The 16,532-nt window shown below is 53.1% G+C and carries 13 protein-coding genes; all 13 read left to right on the forward strand.

Annotation, left to right across the window (positions count from 1 at the left end; all coding sequences use genetic code 11):
- Positions 1 to 110 precede the first annotated feature (110 nt).
- The 13 genes from H8S75_RS12550 to fmt all read left to right on the forward strand — a co-directional run bounded on the left by H8S75_RS12550 (position 111) and on the right by fmt (position 16,532).
- Positions 111 to 926: a ClpP family protease gene (locus H8S75_RS12550; RefSeq protein WP_002603925.1), complete on the forward strand. Its 816-nt coding sequence runs from the start codon at positions 111 to 113 to the stop codon at positions 924 to 926.
- Positions 927 to 987: 61 nt separating this feature from the next.
- Positions 988 to 3,939: an FtsK/SpoIIIE family DNA translocase gene (locus H8S75_RS32700; RefSeq protein WP_187021935.1), complete on the forward strand. Its 2,952-nt coding sequence runs from the start codon at positions 988 to 990 to the stop codon at positions 3,937 to 3,939.
- 25 nt (positions 3,940 to 3,964) lie between these two features.
- A complete protein-coding gene (locus H8S75_RS12560; RefSeq protein ID WP_002603927.1) occupies positions 3,965 to 5,635 on the forward strand; it encodes a formate--tetrahydrofolate ligase in 1,671 nt (556 codons plus the stop codon).
- 10 nt (positions 5,636 to 5,645) lie between these two features.
- Entirely contained in the window at positions 5,646 to 7,115 is a 1,470-nt protein-coding gene (locus tag H8S75_RS12565; protein ID WP_187021936.1) for a UDP-N-acetylmuramoyl-L-alanyl-D-glutamate--2,6-diaminopimelate ligase, read from the forward strand.
- A 125-nt stretch (positions 7,116 to 7,240) separates the two neighbouring features.
- A complete protein-coding gene (locus H8S75_RS12570; protein ID WP_187021937.1) occupies positions 7,241 to 8,632 on the forward strand; it encodes a UDP-N-acetylmuramoyl-tripeptide--D-alanyl-D-alanine ligase in 1,392 nt (463 codons plus the stop codon).
- Between the two features lie 2 nt (positions 8,633 to 8,634).
- On the forward strand, positions 8,635 to 9,024 hold the full coding sequence (locus H8S75_RS12575; RefSeq protein ID WP_187021938.1) for a nuclear transport factor 2 family protein: 390 nt from the start codon (positions 8,635 to 8,637) through the stop codon (positions 9,022 to 9,024).
- A gap of 62 nt (positions 9,025 to 9,086) precedes the next feature.
- Positions 9,087 to 10,094: a GNAT family N-acetyltransferase gene (locus tag H8S75_RS33350; protein ID WP_187021939.1), complete on the forward strand. Its 1,008-nt coding sequence runs from the start codon at positions 9,087 to 9,089 to the stop codon at positions 10,092 to 10,094.
- A 23-nt stretch (positions 10,095 to 10,117) separates the two neighbouring features.
- Entirely contained in the window at positions 10,118 to 10,651 is a 534-nt protein-coding gene (locus tag H8S75_RS12585) for a cysteine hydrolase family protein (RefSeq protein WP_055652858.1), read from the forward strand.
- 86 nt (positions 10,652 to 10,737) lie between these two features.
- Positions 10,738 to 11,601, forward strand: coding sequence for a cytosolic protein (locus tag H8S75_RS12590; protein WP_187021940.1), 864 nt, complete (start codon positions 10,738 to 10,740; stop codon positions 11,599 to 11,601).
- An 18-nt stretch (positions 11,602 to 11,619) separates the two neighbouring features.
- Entirely contained in the window at positions 11,620 to 12,483 is an 864-nt protein-coding gene (locus H8S75_RS12595) for an NAD-dependent epimerase/dehydratase family protein (RefSeq protein ID WP_187021941.1), read from the forward strand.
- A 203-nt stretch (positions 12,484 to 12,686) separates the two neighbouring features.
- Positions 12,687 to 14,915, forward strand: a complete 2,229-nt coding sequence (priA, locus tag H8S75_RS12600; protein ID WP_187021942.1) for a replication restart helicase PriA — start codon at positions 12,687 to 12,689, stop codon at positions 14,913 to 14,915.
- Positions 14,916 to 15,097: 182 nt separating this feature from the next.
- Positions 15,098 to 15,592, forward strand: coding sequence for a peptide deformylase (gene def, locus H8S75_RS12605; RefSeq protein WP_187021943.1), 495 nt, complete (start codon positions 15,098 to 15,100; stop codon positions 15,590 to 15,592).
- A 1-nt stretch (position 15,593) separates the two neighbouring features.
- Positions 15,594 to 16,532 carry a methionyl-tRNA formyltransferase gene (fmt, locus tag H8S75_RS12610; protein ID WP_187021944.1) on the forward strand — a complete coding sequence of 313 codons (939 nt, stop codon included), beginning with the start codon at positions 15,594 to 15,596 and terminating at the stop codon, positions 16,530 to 16,532.

Below are 16,532 nucleotides of genomic sequence, written 5' to 3' on the forward strand. Positions count from 1 at the left end.
GTGCTTCTTTTTGTGCCGGTACAAAGCATAAAATATTGGTTCCTTCCACATCATAAGAAAGCTACCAATATAATGATGCAGAAAATACAGCCATGCAGGAGGAAATCAGAATGAGAGAATATAAAAGAGACAGTGAGACAAACTGCGAAACGGATAACAGAGCAGAAAACCAGAACGGAAATGGCGGATCAGACGAGAAAAATACCTCTTCCGGAGATACGAGAAAAGACCGCCTCGATGAGAAGAAGACGGAGAAGGATATCGAGCAGAAAGAGGACGAAAAGCTGGAAGAGTACGGCCAGATGACCCTGGATGACAATTCCAAAAAGAGGAAAATTCATCTGCTCTCCATCATCGGGGAGGTGGAGGGCCACGAGAACCTGTCGGGAAACAGCAAGACGACGAAATACGACCATATCCTTCCGAAACTGGCAGAAATCGAGGATGATGATTCCGTGGAAGGCCTCCTGGTGATACTCAATACTTCGGGTGGTGACGTGGACGCCGGTCTGGCGATTGCGGAGATGATCGCTTCCTTAAGTATCCCCACCGTGTCCCTCGTGCTGGGCGGCAGCCATTCCATCGGCGTACCTCTGGCTGTCTGCACGGATTACTCCTTTATCGTTCCGACCGGAACCATGATGGTTCATCCGGTTCGTATGACGGGCATGGTCATCGGTGCATCTCAGACGTATGAATATTTCGAGATGATTCAGGACCGGATCTTAAGCTTTGTCTCGGACCACGCGACAATCGCTTACGACCAGTTAAAGCGCCTGATGTTAAATACGGAGATGCTGACAAGGGACTTGGGAACCGTGCTTGTAGGCGAGGAAACGGTGAAAGAGGGGCTGATCGACGAGGTGGGCGGAATTAAGGACGCTCTCAGAAAATTGTATGAGATGATGGATGAAGTAGAAGGTTAGCCGTTGCAATTCTCCCGATTTTTTTGTATACTGTTACCAATGGATAAAAGGGGGAAGTATTGTGCCTGAGACAACAAAGAAGAAGACAACATCCAAGACGACAGCAAAAAAAGGTACTAACGGGAAGGTCGGAAGACCGAAAAATACGACAAGCAGGCGGAAAGCGGCGGAACCAGAACCAGAATTTATCCGGTCAGAAGTTATCATCATCATATCATTTGCGGCTGCGGCCATTCTTTTTTTGAGCAATTTCCATCTGTGCGGAGTGGTGGGAGATTTCCTTCGCAGTCTGCAATTGGGTATATTCGGAGGAATCGGATATGTGGCGCCGGTCCTGATGTTTGCCGGAACGTGCTTTTATATCTCCAACCGGGGAAATCCCAGAGCAACATTTAAACTGGCGGCGGTGATCCTGGCGCTTATTTCGCTCTGCGGACTCGGCGAGCTCCTGTTTGGGACAAGGCTGGGCGCCGGCGGAAAGATTATGGATATCTACGTGACAGCCGCGGCCAGCGGAAAGGGCGGCGGGCTGATCGGCGGCCTTCTGGCGGAAGGCCTGATCTCCATTATCGGAACCGTGGGCGCTTATCTGGTGATCCTGGTGCTGATTATCATCTCCGCGGTATGCATTACAGAGAAATCCTTTGTGAACCTCGTAAAGAGCGGCAGCGGCAAGGCATACCACCATGCCAAGGAAAACATGGATATTCAGAGAGAGATCCATGCGGAACGCAAGGAGGAACGGCGGAGAATCCGCGAGGAGCAGAAGCTGCGGGGCGTTAATTTAGATGCGACGAAGCTGGAGGCGCCGGAAGAGTACGACTATGATATGGAAGACGAGGCCGCATACAGCGCGGAGGCGGAAGAGGACATCGATGTCCACGCAAGGCGGCTTGCCGCAGTGTCTGCCGTGGAAGTGACGGAGAACAGGAAGAATGCGGCTCCGGAGGTACGGCCGAATCCGGCGGATATTTTCCGCGGCAGCATTTTCCCGAAGCCGGGTGAGGCGGAAGCCGCAGCAGAGGAACGAAAGCGCGGCGAAAACATGGGAGCAGCCGGCGCGTTCCAGACGGCTGCTCAGGCAGTGGATGCGGATCTGCCGCACGTCTATTCTGCCAGTGAGGATTCCGTTCCGTTCGATGCCGATGACGCCGTTCCGTTTGTGACGGAAGACCTTTGGGAGAGTACCGCCCACCTGCGTTCGGCAGAAAGTGACGCCGGGGCATTTGACGAGTCTGACGATTACGGAACGTCGGAGACATTGTTTGTTAAAAAAGAAACGAAGACGCTGGAAGAGATGGAGGTCGCCCGGGAAGAGCTGTATCCCACCGACGAGGACGACAAGGGCGTTAATTACAGCGACACCTTCTCCATACCGGAGGAACCGAAACGCGTCGTTACCGCTTCCGGCAAGGTGATCGAGACCGATACAGAAGCGCTTCAGAAGAAGGTCGAAAAAAAGAAGGCCGAGAAGGCCGAGAAAGAGAAAGAGGAAGCAGGAGATCTCAGCGTGGTCCAGGAGATCAAACAGAAGGAGGAAGTGGTGAAGAAGGAGTACGTCTTCCCGCCTGTCACACTTCTGAAAAAAGGAAAGAGCTCCGGCCCGTTCTCTGATAAGGAATACCGGGAAACCGCTATCAAACTGCAGCAGACACTGCAGAATTTTGGTGTGGGCGTAACTGTGACCAATATCAGCTGCGGTCCCTCTGTCACGCGGTATGAGCTCCATCCGGAGCAGGGCGTGAAGGTGAGCCGGATCGTGGGACTGGCCGACGACATCAAGCTGAGTCTGGCGGCTGCGGATATCCGCATCGAGGCCCCGATTCCGGGGAAATCGGCGGTCGGCATCGAGGTGCCGAACAAAGAGAACAACATGGTATACTTAAGGGATATTCTGGAGGCGGAGGAGTTTAAGAATCACGCGTCCAGGATTGCCTTTGCAGTGGGCAAGGACATCGGCGGCCAGGTCGTGGTAACCGATATCGGAAAGATGCCCCATTTACTGATCGCAGGCGCTACCGGTTCCGGTAAGTCCGTCTGTATCAACACCCTGATTATGAGTATTATCTATAAGGCGGACCCCGAGGACGTCAAGCTGATCATGGTGGATCCGAAGGTGGTGGAGTTAAGCGTCTACAACGGTATTCCGCACCTCCTTCTCCCTGTGGTCACGGATCCGAAGAAGGCCTCAGGAGCGCTTAACTGGGCGGTGGCCGAGATGGATGACCGCTATAAGAAATTTGCCCAGTATAATGTCCGGGATTTAAAGGGATATAATGCGAAGGTTGAGAATATTAAAGATATAGAGGATGAAAACAGACCGAAGAAGATGCCGCAGATCATCATCATCATCGACGAGCTTGCGGATCTGATGATGGTTGCACCGGGCGAGGTGGAGGATTCCGTCTGCCGTCTGGCCCAGCTTGCGCGAGCCGCGGGGATACATCTGGTAATCGCGACCCAGCGTCCGTCGGTTAACGTCATCACCGGCCTGATCAAGGCCAACGTGCCTTCCAGAATCGCATTTGCCGTTTCTTCCGGCGTGGATTCCAGGACGATCATCGACATGAACGGGGCGGAGAAGCTTCTTGGAAAGGGCGATATGCTGTTCTATCCATCCGGCTGTCCGAAGCCTGTGCGTGTGCAGGGCGCCTTTGTATCGGATACGGAGGTCTCTGCTGTCGTGGATTTCCTGACAGAACAGGGAATGACGGCGAATTACAACCCGGAAGTAGAGAATCAGATTGCATCAGCACCGGCGGCCGGCGACGCAAAGGGCGGCGGTAATGACCGGGATGAATATTTCGTTCAGGCAGGTAAATTTATTATTGAAAAGGATAAGGCATCCATCGGAATGCTTCAGAGGATGTTCAAGATCGGATTCAACCGGGCGGCCCGCATTATGGACCAGCTGGCGGAGGCCGGCGTGGTCGGTGAAGAGGAGGGCACGAAGCCCAGAAAAGTGCTGATGAGTGCAGAGGAATTTGAGGAATTGCTGGAACAGGGTTATTAATTACATAGAAGGAGGACATTCACAGATGAAAACAGATATTGAGATCGCACAGGAGGCAGCGATGATTCCGATTAAGGAGGTGGCGGCTTCCTACGGAATCAGTGAGGAGGATCTGGAACTTTACGGCAAGTACAAGGCAAAACTGACCGATGAGCTCTGGGAAGAGGTGAAGGACAGACCGGATGGAAAATTGGTTCTGGTTACAGCCATCAACCCGACTCCGGCCGGAGAAGGAAAGACCACGACCACGGTCGGACTGGGCGAAGCGTTTGGAAAGATGGACAAAAAGGCCATCATCGCGCTGCGTGAGCCGTCCTTAGGACCGTGCTTCGGCATCAAAGGCGGCGCTGCCGGCGGCGGATACGCACAGGTTGTGCCCATGGAGGACTTAAACCTTCATTTTACCGGAGATTTCCACGCTATCACCTCGGCGAATAACTTATTAGCCGCGCTTCTGGACAATCACATCCATCAGGGCAATGCTCTGGGAATCGATACCCGTCAGATTCTGTGGAAACGCTGCCTCGACATGAACGACCGCGCCTTAAGAAATGTGGTAGTGGGTCTGGGCGCGAAAGCGGACGGATTCGTGAGGGAAGACCATTTTGTCATCACCGTCGCATCTGAGATCATGGCGATCTTATGTCTGGCCGATGATATGAACGACTTAAAAGAACGATTAGGAAGAATTATTGTCGCATATAATTATGCGGGAGAGCCGGTGACGGCCGCCCAGTTAAACGCGGTGGGCGCCATGGCCGCCCTGCTGAAGGATGCCTTAAAGCCGAATCTGATCCAGACTCTGGAGCACACGGGAGCGATCGTACACGGCGGCCCGTTTGCCAATATCGCACACGGCTGCAACAGTGTGCGCGCCACGAAGACGGCCTTAAAGCTGGCCGATATCGTCGTGACGGAGGCGGGCTTCGGCGCGGATTTGGGCGCAGAGAAATTCCTGGATATCAAATGCCGTATGGCGGGCTTAAAGCCGGATGCCATCGTGCTGGTGGCTACGGTCAGGGCTCTCAAGTATAACGGAGGCGTTCCGAAGGATCAGCTGAAGGAAGAGAATTTAGAGGCTCTTGCAAGAGGAATCGTGAACCTGGAGAAGCACATCGAAAACATGCAGAAGTACGATGTGCCGGTTATCGTGACCCTCAATTCCTTCATCACGGATACCGAAGCGGAATACCAGTTTGTGAAGAAATTCTGTGAGGACAGAGGCTGTGAGTTCGCACTTTCCGAGGTATGGGAAAAGGGCGGAGAGGGCGGTATCGCCCTTGCGGAGAAGGTGCTCTATACATTGGAAAACAAGGAGAGCCACTACAAACCGCTGTATCCGGACGAAGCCGGATTAAAGGAGAAGATCGCAGCCGTAGCGAAGGAAATCTACGGAGCGGACGGCGTGTCCTTTGCACCGGCGGCTTCGAAGGCATTAAAGAAAATAGAGGATATGGGATTTGGCGGACTTCCTGTCTGCATGGCGAAGACCCAGTATTCCTTATCGGATGACCAGACGAAATTAGGCCGTCCAAGCGGTTTCCTAATTAATGTGAGAGACGCCTATGTATCGGCAGGCGCCGGCTTCGTGGTAGTACTGACCGGAGCAATCATGACCATGCCGGGTCTTCCAAAGGTACCGGCGGCTAATAATATTGACGTAAATAACGACGGAGTAATCACCGGATTATTCTGATGGAGGATCTATGAAATTCAGAGAGTGGCTTGAAGAGCTGGAATATGACGTAATTTCTGGGGATTTGGACATCGAAGTGGAGGATGTCATCTATGATTCCAGGAAAGCCAGGGAGCATGTGGTGTTTGTGTGCACAAAGGGAACGAAGGTCGATTCCCATGAGTTTATTCCGGAGGTGGTGAAGGCGGGGGTAAGGGTTCTGGTGGTGGAACGCCAGGCCGAGATTCCCGCCGGTGTAACCGCGATCCGTGTACATAGTTCCAGGGAGGCGCTGGCGCATCTGTCCGCCGCCCGGTTCGGCTATCCGCAGGAGAAGATGATCACCATTGGGGTGACGGGGACGAAGGGGAAGACGACAACGACCCATATGATAAAGGCGATTCTGGAAAGCTGTGGGAAGAAGGTGGGCATGATCGGCACGACCGGTATTGTGATCGGCAGTGAGGTGACGCCTACCATGAACACAACGCCGGAATCCTACCAGCTTTTTGAGAGCTTTGAACGCATGGCGCAGGCCGGATGTGAATATATGGTGATGGAGGTATCATCCCAGGCGTTCAAGATGCACCGTGTGGATGGCATCCGTTTTGATTACGGCCTGTTCACCAACATTTCTCCGGATCATATCGGACCGGATGAACACGCAGATTTTAATGAATATTTATATTATAAATCACAGCTGCTGGACCGCTGCCGGATCGGCATTGTGAACCGGGATGACGAGCATTACCACGAGATTATCAAAGATGCCTCCTGCGAACTGACCTCCTTCAGCCTGGAGCAGGAAGCGGATTTCATGGCAAAGCAGATTCACTACGTGAGCGAGCCGGAATTTGTGGGGCTTGAATTCGATGTGGCGGGGCGGTATGCGCTGGAGGCCCGGGTGAATATACCCGGCAGATTCAATGTATATAACGCGCTGGCAGCCATCAGCGTATGCAGCTTTTTATATCTTCCCAAGGAAAATGTGCGCCATGCGCTGGAGCATTTGAACGTCAACGGGCGCATGGAGATCGTGTATGCGTCGAAGAAGTGCACGGTGATTGTGGACTATGCCCACAATGCGGTCAGCATGGAGAGCCTTTTGGAAACGCTGCGTGAGTATCACCCGGCAAGGCTTGTCTGCGTGTTCGGATGCGGGGGAAACCGCTCGAAGGACAGACGGTACTCCATGGGAGACAGCGCCGGAAGGCTGGCCGACTTCTCCATATTGACAGCCGATAATTCCAGATTTGAGAAGACCGAGGATATCATCGCGGATATCCGCTCCTCAATCGAAAAGACCGGCGGTGACTTCATTGAGATTCCGGACCGGCGTGAAGCGATCGCCTACAGCATGATCCACGCCAGACCGGGAGATATGATTGCGGTCATTGGCAAGGGTCATGAGGATTATCAGGAAGTGAACGGCGTCCGCCACCATTTTTCCGACCGGGAAGTGGTGCTGGAGATCGCGGCAGAATTGGAAAAAAGCGAATAGAGTGATGAAAATAGTGAATAGAGTAATGAAAAAAAGATGCCGGAAGTGGTGATCCCTTCCGGCATTTGCTGGGGTATGCCAGATTCAGGCACACTCTAAGTAAAGACAGGAAGGAAGACAGGAAGATGGAACATATCACGGTTAAGGAAATTCTGGAGGCCACAGGAGGAAGTCTGCTCTGCGGCAGTGCGGATACGCCGCTGGACCATTTAAGCATCGATTCCCGGACTATGAAAGGAAATGATTTATTCGTTCCCCTGGTGGGAGAAAAGGTGGATGCCCACCGCTTTATCGGGCAGGCGTTTGATAACGGCGCGGCGGCGACATTTACGAGTGAACATGACGTGATGGATGATAATCGGCCATGGATCCGTGTGGCTGATACAAAGAGGGCATTGCAGGCCCTGGGCGCCTGGTACAGACGCCGCCTGAATCTTCCTCTGGTGGGAATCACCGGCAGTGTCGGCAAGACGACGACGAGGGAGATGGTGGCCTGCGCCCTGTCTGCTAAATACCGTGTCTACAAGACCCCGGCGAATCACAACAGCCAGGTCGGCGTTCCGATCACCATGACGGAGATCTCCAGTCAGGACGAGATCGGCGTGATCGAGCTGGGGATGAGTGAACCGGGAGAACTGACGATCATTGCGAACATCGCCCAGATTCAGATGGCGGTTATCACCAATATCGGAATCACCCACATCGAACAGCTGGGATCCCGGGGAAATATCTACCGGGAGAAGCTGAGCATTCAGGACGGTCTGACGGAGCATGGGATTCTGTTCCTGAACGGAGACGACGATCTCTTAAAGAAGACGACGGCGAGAGAAGGGTTCCAAACCATCTACTACGGAACCGGAGAAAACTGTCATTACCGCGCAGTCGATGTCCATCTGGAGAACGGCTATCCGGTATTTACCGCGGTATGCGGGGAAGAGCGTGTACCTGTCCGTTTAAAGGTGATGGGAAGCCATAACGTGGCAAACGCCATGGTGTCGCTGGCGGTGGCCTCCGTCTGCGGAATTCCGATGAGGGACGCTGCGGAGCGGCTGGCGGAATTTACCGGATTTAAGAACCGGCAGCAGATTTACCATGTGGGCGGCATGACGATCATTGATGATACCTATAATGCCAGCCCGGTATCCATGAAGGCCGGCCTGGAGGTATTAAATTCCATCGAAGGTTCGAGAGCCCGGGTGGCTGTCCTGGCGGATATGAAGGAGCTGGGGCCGGATTCACCGCAGTTCCACTATGAAATCGGGACTTATATCGCAGAAAATCCCGTCGATAAGCTGGCTGTTCTCGGAGAACTGGCCAGGGAAATTGCGCGCGGCGTCAGGGAACAGGCGCCCGGGATCCGCGTCTATGAGTTTATGGACCGGGAGTCCTTGACCCAATGGCTGAAAACGGAACTCAGAGAAGGGGATACGGTGCTTTTTAAAGGCTCCAACAGCATGGAGCTGGGAAAAGTGGCAGCTGTATTTTTGGAAAAACAGACAACGGAAAACGGAGTATAGATATGGACAGAGAGGCAGTGATCAGACAATTTTTTCAGGATGTGATCAAGCAGAATGAGGCCGGATTGAAGCGGTGGTTCCGGGAAGATGCCGTGATCCGGTGGCACTGCACCAACGAGCAGTTTACAGTTTCGGAATATATCCGGGCGAACTGTGAATATCCGGGCCGCTGGGAAGGAAACATAGAACGTATGGTGCAGAAGGAGGATACCGCGGTTACCGCCGCCAGAGTCTGGTGCACGGAAGACGGAACTTCCTTTCACGCAGTCTCCTTTTACCGGTTCGATGGGGAGAAAATCGCATCCCTGGAGGAATACTGGGGAGACGACGGTCCGGCTCCCGGATGGCGGCTGGAGAAAAAATTAGGCCGGCCGATTGATGGGAACCGGTGAGCACAGCCGGAATGGTAATACCGGGAACTGGAAGAGGAAAAATCTGATAAAGGCGGCATGATATGAAACAGGTGGCATTTTATGAAAAGGCAGATGACGAGCTGCTTCAGTTTGCAGTAATCGCTGCGAAATATCAGGGCCGGTGGGTACTCTGCAAGCATAAAGAACGCAGCACATGGGAGTTCGCCGGCGGACACCGGGAAGCGGGAGAGACGATAGAAGCAGCAGCGGTGCGGGAGCTGTACGAGGAAACGGGAGCCGCGGAGTACCGGATGGTTCCGGTTTCTGTGTATTCTGTGACTGACCAGGCGCAGTCCGGAGAGAAGCAGGCGGAATCTTTGGGAATGCTGTTTTATGCGGAGATCAGCCGTTTTGACCAGCTTCCTCCCGCGTTTGAGATGGAAAAAATTGAGTGTTTCGAGAAGCCGCCGGATAACTGGACCTATCCGGAGATTCAGCCATTGCTTTTTCAACATCTGCGCCAGGCCGCGGCAGCGGAGGAGCAGGGCGGAGAACAGGGCCGTGACAGCAGTGCGAAGGCGCCGGAGGAGCGGCTGATCTCCGGGAAAAAGATGATCTGTGCGGAAAAGACGGAAAGTCTTCTGTACAGAAGGGCGGGAAGCCATGACAGAGAGCTTCTGACCAGGCTGCGGCTGGAGGTGCTGCGCGCCGCCAACGGCCTTGAGGAAGACGTGGATCTGTCCCGGACAGAGCTGGAATCACGCCGCTATTACGAGACGTGTTTTCCGGAAGACAGTCACGCCGCATGGCTGGTCTTTGACGGGGAAGAGGTGGTTGGAACGGGAGCCGTCAGCTTTTACCAGGTGATGCCCACTTACCATAATCCTTCCGGGAAAAAGGCGTATATTATGAACATGTACACCCGTCCGGACTACAGACGGCGGGGGATTGCGCACAGGGTGCTGGAGCTGCTGACGGCGGAAGCAGAGATGAGGCAGATTGATGTTGTCACGCTGGAAGCTACTGCTGCGGGCCGGCCGCTTTATGAAGCCTTCGGATTCACTGCGATGCGGGATGAGATGGAGCTTCTGGGCGGAAATAAATTCTGAGACACAGGAAAGGAGAAAATAATATGGGGAAAATGGCCGTATTGATTGTTGATGTACAGAAAGCACTGGTGGAGGCACATCCATACAGGGAAGAGGAGTTTTTACAGGAACTGGAGAATCTGGCGGATAGCGCGCGGAAGGCCGGAACTGAAATTATCTATGTCAGACACGACGGCGGTGCAGGAGACGAGCTGGAGAGCGGAACGGAAGGCTGGAAGATTCATGAGGCGGTGGAACCGAAAACGGGAGAACGGATTTTTGATAAGAGCTTCAACAGTGCGTTCCTGGAGACTGATTTGGAGGAGTATTTAAAGGAAAAACAGATTACCGACCTGATTCTCATGGGTATGCAGACGGAATACTGCATCGATGCCACCTGTAAGGCCGCTTTCGAACTGGGGTACGGCGTGGTGATACCGACAGGCGCCACGACCACGTATGACAACGAGTTCATGTCCGGAGAAGCTACTGTGAGGTTTTATGAAGAGAAAATCTGGGCCGGCCGATTTGCCGATCTGATGCCTGCGGAAGCGGTGCTGGGTCTGCTGGGCTGCTGACCGCGGCAGCCGCCGGATGGACATGCCGGCATGCCCGCCAAGCTCACTGGCCGCGGAAATAATAATGACAGGATGGGAAGGAAGAGATGGAAGAACAGACACTTGCAGAACTGCTGTATGATTCTGCATTTTCCGTGAAAAAACAGAGGAAGGGGCGCTCGGAGGAGCAGAAGATCTGGGCCTCCTTCTTAGCGCTGCTGAACCAGGAACTGGACGCTTCCGGATGCGGGGCAAAGGCGGAGACTTACACTGAGTCTGAGCCGTACCGGCAGGCCTGCGGATATCACCGTGACTACGGATACTTTATGGTTTCCTGCGGCGACCGGGGCTCCAGCTCTATCACGATCCTGGAAGAAGAGGCGGAGGCGGCGAAAAACCGCTTTCTGGCTTTTATAATTGAAAAAAAGGCGTATGAATGGGTGGTGAAGGTCTCAGAGCAGGAAGAGGCCTTCTGGAAGTACCACTGCCGGTACGACTACCGCAGACTGTGGTTCGGAAAGGCTCTGGAGTGGCTGGCGCCGGCTGTGGACTGGGCGTTTTTCGCACAGTGCGCCGAGCGGTATATCGAACTGCTGAACCGCTGGTTTGCGCGTCCCCACTGGGAGTACGACTACCAGATCAGCCGTATCATTGAGATCAGTGAATCGAGGGAGTATTCGGATTCCAAATACTTATACCGCATCGAACCGGCAAAAGAGCCGGACCATTCCAGAATCCGGCTGGAGCCGCAGTTTCTGGAAGACGGGGGCAGCAGCGGTGCTTTTTCGTTCGAAATCGAAGGGGAGGCGCTGGATATGCGGCGGCTGGAAGAGGAAGTCCTTGTCCTTATGGATCGGGAGGAAAATAACATAGATGCTTACTCGCTGGAAGGCAGATTTCTGTGGAATATCGGAGAAAAGCTGCCGGTTCACCGCCGCTATGATAACCTTTACGAAGATATATGCGGTTAAGAAGGGAAACATGAAATTATGAAGATACTGGTTCTTGGCGGCACACGTTTTTTCGGAGTTCATCTGGTGAATACACTGCTATTACAGGGGCATGAGGTTGCCGTGGCGACCCGGGGAAATGCAAAACCGCGCTTTATCGTCCCGGTGGAAGAAATCCGGGTGGACCGCATCCGGGAGGAATCCATGCGCGCCGCATTTTCCGGCAGAGAATTCGATGTGGTATATGATGATCTGGCCTACTGCTCCAATGACGTGAAAACTGCGCTTGAGACACTCCGGTGCAGGCGGTATATCATGGTTTCCTCCATCTCGGTTTATGAACTGAAGGAAAATACGAGAGAGACGGATTATGATCCGTACCAGGAAACGCTCATCTGGGGTGGGCGGAGTGCATTCGATTACGGAACGGGAAAGAGGCAGGCGGAAGCGGCTTTGGTGCAGGCATTTCCGAAACAGGAGTCCGTGATGGTGCGTTTCCCCGTGGTTCTTGGAAGGGATGATTACACGGAACGTCTCCGGTTTTACGCTGCCCACACGGCGAAGGGGATTGCCATGCAGGTGGAAAATGAAAACTGTCCCGTAAGCTTCGTTTCAGCGGAGGAATGCGGACGTTTCCTGGCGTTTCTGGCCGATTCATCCCTAGAAGGCCCTGTGAATGCGGCTGCGTCGGGGACGATCACCGTCGGAGAGATCATCCGCTATTTGGAAGAAAAGACGGGGAAGAAGGCAGTCCTGTCCCCGGATGGGGAAGAAGCCCCTTACAATGGATTTCCGGGATTTTCCATAAATACGGAGAAGGCGGAAGGCGCAGGGTATCATTTTTCCGGCCTTGACACCTGGATTTATCGGCTTCTGGACTTCTATGGGGAGATGGAAGGGTAATCCGGCGTTGACTTTTCTTCCTTAGAATCCTATAATTAGTAACGTACAAACCCGACTTGCTTCGATATGATGCGCCTAAGTCGGGTCATTTCATTTCGAAACGGCAGCATTTCGGATGTGCAGACTGCCGCACGGCTGAATCATTACAAACGCGGCAGCCGTCTGAAGGGCTGCCAAAATTAAGAAGACAGGAAGTTGACGCAATGACAAAACGATTTGCCCAGATCATCATCGATATTTCTCATGAGAAAGTGGACCGCACCTTTGATTACAGAATCCCGCCCCAGCTTGAGGACCGGATTTCCGTAGGCGTTCTGGTGAAGATTCCGTTTGGAAAGGGAAATTCTCTGAGAAAGGGCTATGTGGTCGGCATCACGGACCACGCGGATTATGATGCGGATAAGATAAAAGAGATCGCCGGTATCGTGGAAGGCAGTGTTTCCGCGGAGTCACAGCTGATTATGCTGGCGTGGTGGCTGAAGGAACAGTACGGTTCCACCATGAACCAGGCATTAAAGACGGTGCTCCCGGTGAAACAGAAGGTGAAGCCGAAGGAGAAGAAGGTCCTGCGCCTCCTGATCCCGGAAGAACAGCTGGAGGCGGTGACGGCGGAGGCGGAGAAAAAAAGCTATAAGGCGAGAGTGCGGCTCTTCAAGGCATTGAAGGAGAACCCTTTGATTCCGTATGAGGTGGCGTCAGGCCAGATGAACTTATCAGCGGCAACCTTAAAGCCAGTGATTGAAAAAGGCTATGTGGCGTTGGAATCGGAGGAAATCTTCCGGAATCCCGTAAAGGACGCGGGCAGCAGAGTGAAGGCTGTAGACTTAAACGGGGAGCAGCAGGCGGTTGCAGATGCATTCTGCGAGGATTATGAAGCGGGAAAACGGGAGACATATCTAATCCACGGCATTACCGGAAGCGGCAAGACCGAGGTCTATATGGAGATGATTTCCAGAGTCATAAGTGAGGGAAAGCAGGTTATCGTCCTTATTCCCGAGATCGCTCTTACCTACCAGACGGTCATGCGATTCTACGGCCGGTTCGGAAACCGGGTTTCCATCATCAATTCCAGATTGTCGGCAGGGGAACGGTACGATCAGTTTGAGCGGGCCAGAGGCGGAGATATTGATATTATGATTGGTCCGCGCTCCGCGCTGTTTACCCCGTTTTCCAGGCTGGGACTGATTATCATAGACGAAGAGCATGAAGGCGCCTATAAGAGCGAGGTAGTGCCGCGGTACCATGCGAGGGAGGTGGCGGTAAAACGGGCGCAGATGCAGAACGCTTCCGTGGTTCTGGGATCGGCGACGCCCTCTCTGGAGGCGTATACGAAGGCGCTTCGCGGTGAATACCGGCTGTTCAGCCTGCATACCAGAGCCAAGGCGGACAGCAGGCTGGCCGATGTGGCTGTCGTGGATCTGCGGGAAGAGTTGAAGGCTGGGAATAAGTCCATTTTCAGCAGACGGCTTCAGCAGATGATCGGTGACCGCCTGGAGAAAAAGGAACAGATCATGATGTTCATCAACAGGAGGGGCTATGCCAACTTTGTGTCCTGCCGTTCCTGTGGGGAGGCCATCAAGTGTCCCCACTGTGATGTGACGCTGACGCTTCATAAGGACAACCGCCTGGTGTGCCATTACTGCGGCTATTCGATTCCCATGCCGGATAAATGTCCCAGCTGCGGTTCTCCTTACATCGCCAATTTCGGAGTAGGGACCCAGAAAATTGAGATGATGGCAAAGAAGATGTTTCCGCAGGCCAGGGTCTTGCGCATGGATCTCGATACGACTTCAAAAAAGGGCGGCCATGAGGAGATCCTGTCGGCCTTTGCGGAAGGGGACGCCGATATACTGATCGGAACCCAGATGATCGTAAAGGGCCACGACTTTCCCGATGTCACCCTGGTGGGAGTGCTGGCGGCTGATTTATCGCTGTACACGCCGGATTACCGGGCTGCGGAGCGGACCTTTCAGCTGCTCACCCAGGCCGCAGGCCGTGCAGGGCGTGACGCGAGGCATGGTGATGTCATTATTCAAACATACAATCCGGAGCACTACAGCATTGTCACGGCCGCGGGGCAGGATTATGAAACATTCTACCATCAGGAGATGGCCTATCGCCGTCTGATGAAGTATCCGCCGGTCAATGTGCTGTTCACCGTGCAGATGGCATCGAAATCAGAAGCAGTGTTGGTGGAGGCAGCGGACCGCCTCGCAGCCCATATAACGCCCCAGGCAGACGAGGAAAAAGTTCAGATGATAGGGCCTGTAGACGCATCCGTTTACAAAATTAATGATATATATAGAAAAATTTTATATTTGAAACAGGAAAATTATGATATACTAATTAAAATCAGGGATAATATCGACTGCTTCCAAAAGGAAAATCAAGAGTTATTTAAAGGGGTTGTGGTACAGTATGATCTTTCATGAGCAGTGCAAAAAGTGGCATTAAGATATTTTCGTTGTGCTTGCACATAAGAAAATATCTTAGTGACACTTTTTATAGGGCGAAGCCCGTCACCGAACGGGAGCGCAGCGGACGTGAGGTGGTGCACTGCGGAGTAATGGGATGCACAATCAAACTATATACAGAAATGAGAGGATAAACAACAATGGCAATCAGAAAAATAAGAACAATCGGAGACGACATCTTAAGAAAACACTGCAAACCAGTAAAAGAAATAACACCGCGCATCCAGGACTTAATCGACGACATGTTCGAAACCATGTACGAAGCCTGTGGCGTAGGCCTTGCCGCCCCCCAGGTAGGCGTACTGAAGCAGATTGTAGTAATCGACGTAGAAGACGGTAACCAGTACGTACTCATCAACCCAACCATCATCGAGACGAGCGGAAGCCAGACAGGCAGCGAAGGCTGCCTAAGCGTACCGGGCAAATCCGGTGTCGTCACCCGCCCCGACCACGTAAAGGTAAAAGCATATGACTGCGAGATGAAGGAATTCGAACTGGTTGGAGAAGGTCTCCTGGCGCGTGCCATCTGCCACGAATGCGACCATTTAAGCGGCGATCTCTTCGTCGACAAGGTGGAGGGCGAGTTGACCGACGTAGACCAGGAAGAAGACGAGTCAGAGGAAGGTGAAGAATAAAATGCGAATCGTATTTATGGGAACGCCCGACTTTTCCGTACCAGCCCTAACCGCGCTGGTGGAAGCGGGCCATGATGTGATTGCGGTGGTGACCCAGCCGGATAAGCCAAAAGGACGTGGGAAATTAGTCCAGATGACTCCCGTTAAAGAAAAGGCTTTAGAGTATGGAATTCCCGTTTACCAGCCGGTGAAGGCGAGAGATCCTGAATTCGTAAGCCTCCTTAAGGAGATGAATCCAGACGCCATGGTTGTGGCGGCCTTCGGCCAGCTTCTTCCAAAGACCATCCTCGATATTCCAAAATATGGCTGTGTGAACATCCACGCCTCCCTGCTTCCCAAGTACCGCGGCGCAGCTCCGATTCAGTTCGCGGTGATCAACGGGGAATCCGTCAGCGGAATCACCACCATGATGATGGCGCCGACACTGGATACGGGAGATATCCTGGATCAGGAGTCCGTTGCTCTCGATGAGAAAGAGACGGGCGGAAGTCTCCACGATAAGCTGAGCGCGATCGGAGGACGTCTGATTATAAAAACGCTGAAGAAGCTGGAAGACGGAACCGCCGTGCGGACTGTGCAGGACGAAGAAAAGATGACTTACTTTGGAATGCTTAAGAAATCCATGGGAGATATCGACTGGAATCAGGATGCGGCTTCCATCGAGCGTCTGATCCGCGGATTAAACCCGTGGCCCAGTGCTTACACAAGCTGGGAAGGAAAGACGATCAAGCTCTGGGAGGCCGATGCACTGGAAGAAGAGTATGAGGGAGCCTGCGGCCAGGTTGTGAAAACAGGAAAAGACTGTCTGTATGTAAAAACAGGAAAGGGAACACTTGCGGTGAAGGAACTGCAGCTTCAGGGAAAGAAGCGTATGGATACCGGCGCGTTTCTGCGCGGATACCAGATTGCAGAAGGAACCGTTTTCGAAAGGAGTATCTGA

This window comes from Hungatella hominis (genome assembly GCF_014288005.1).
GTDB lineage: Bacteria > Bacillota > Clostridia > Lachnospirales > Lachnospiraceae > Hungatella > Hungatella effluvii.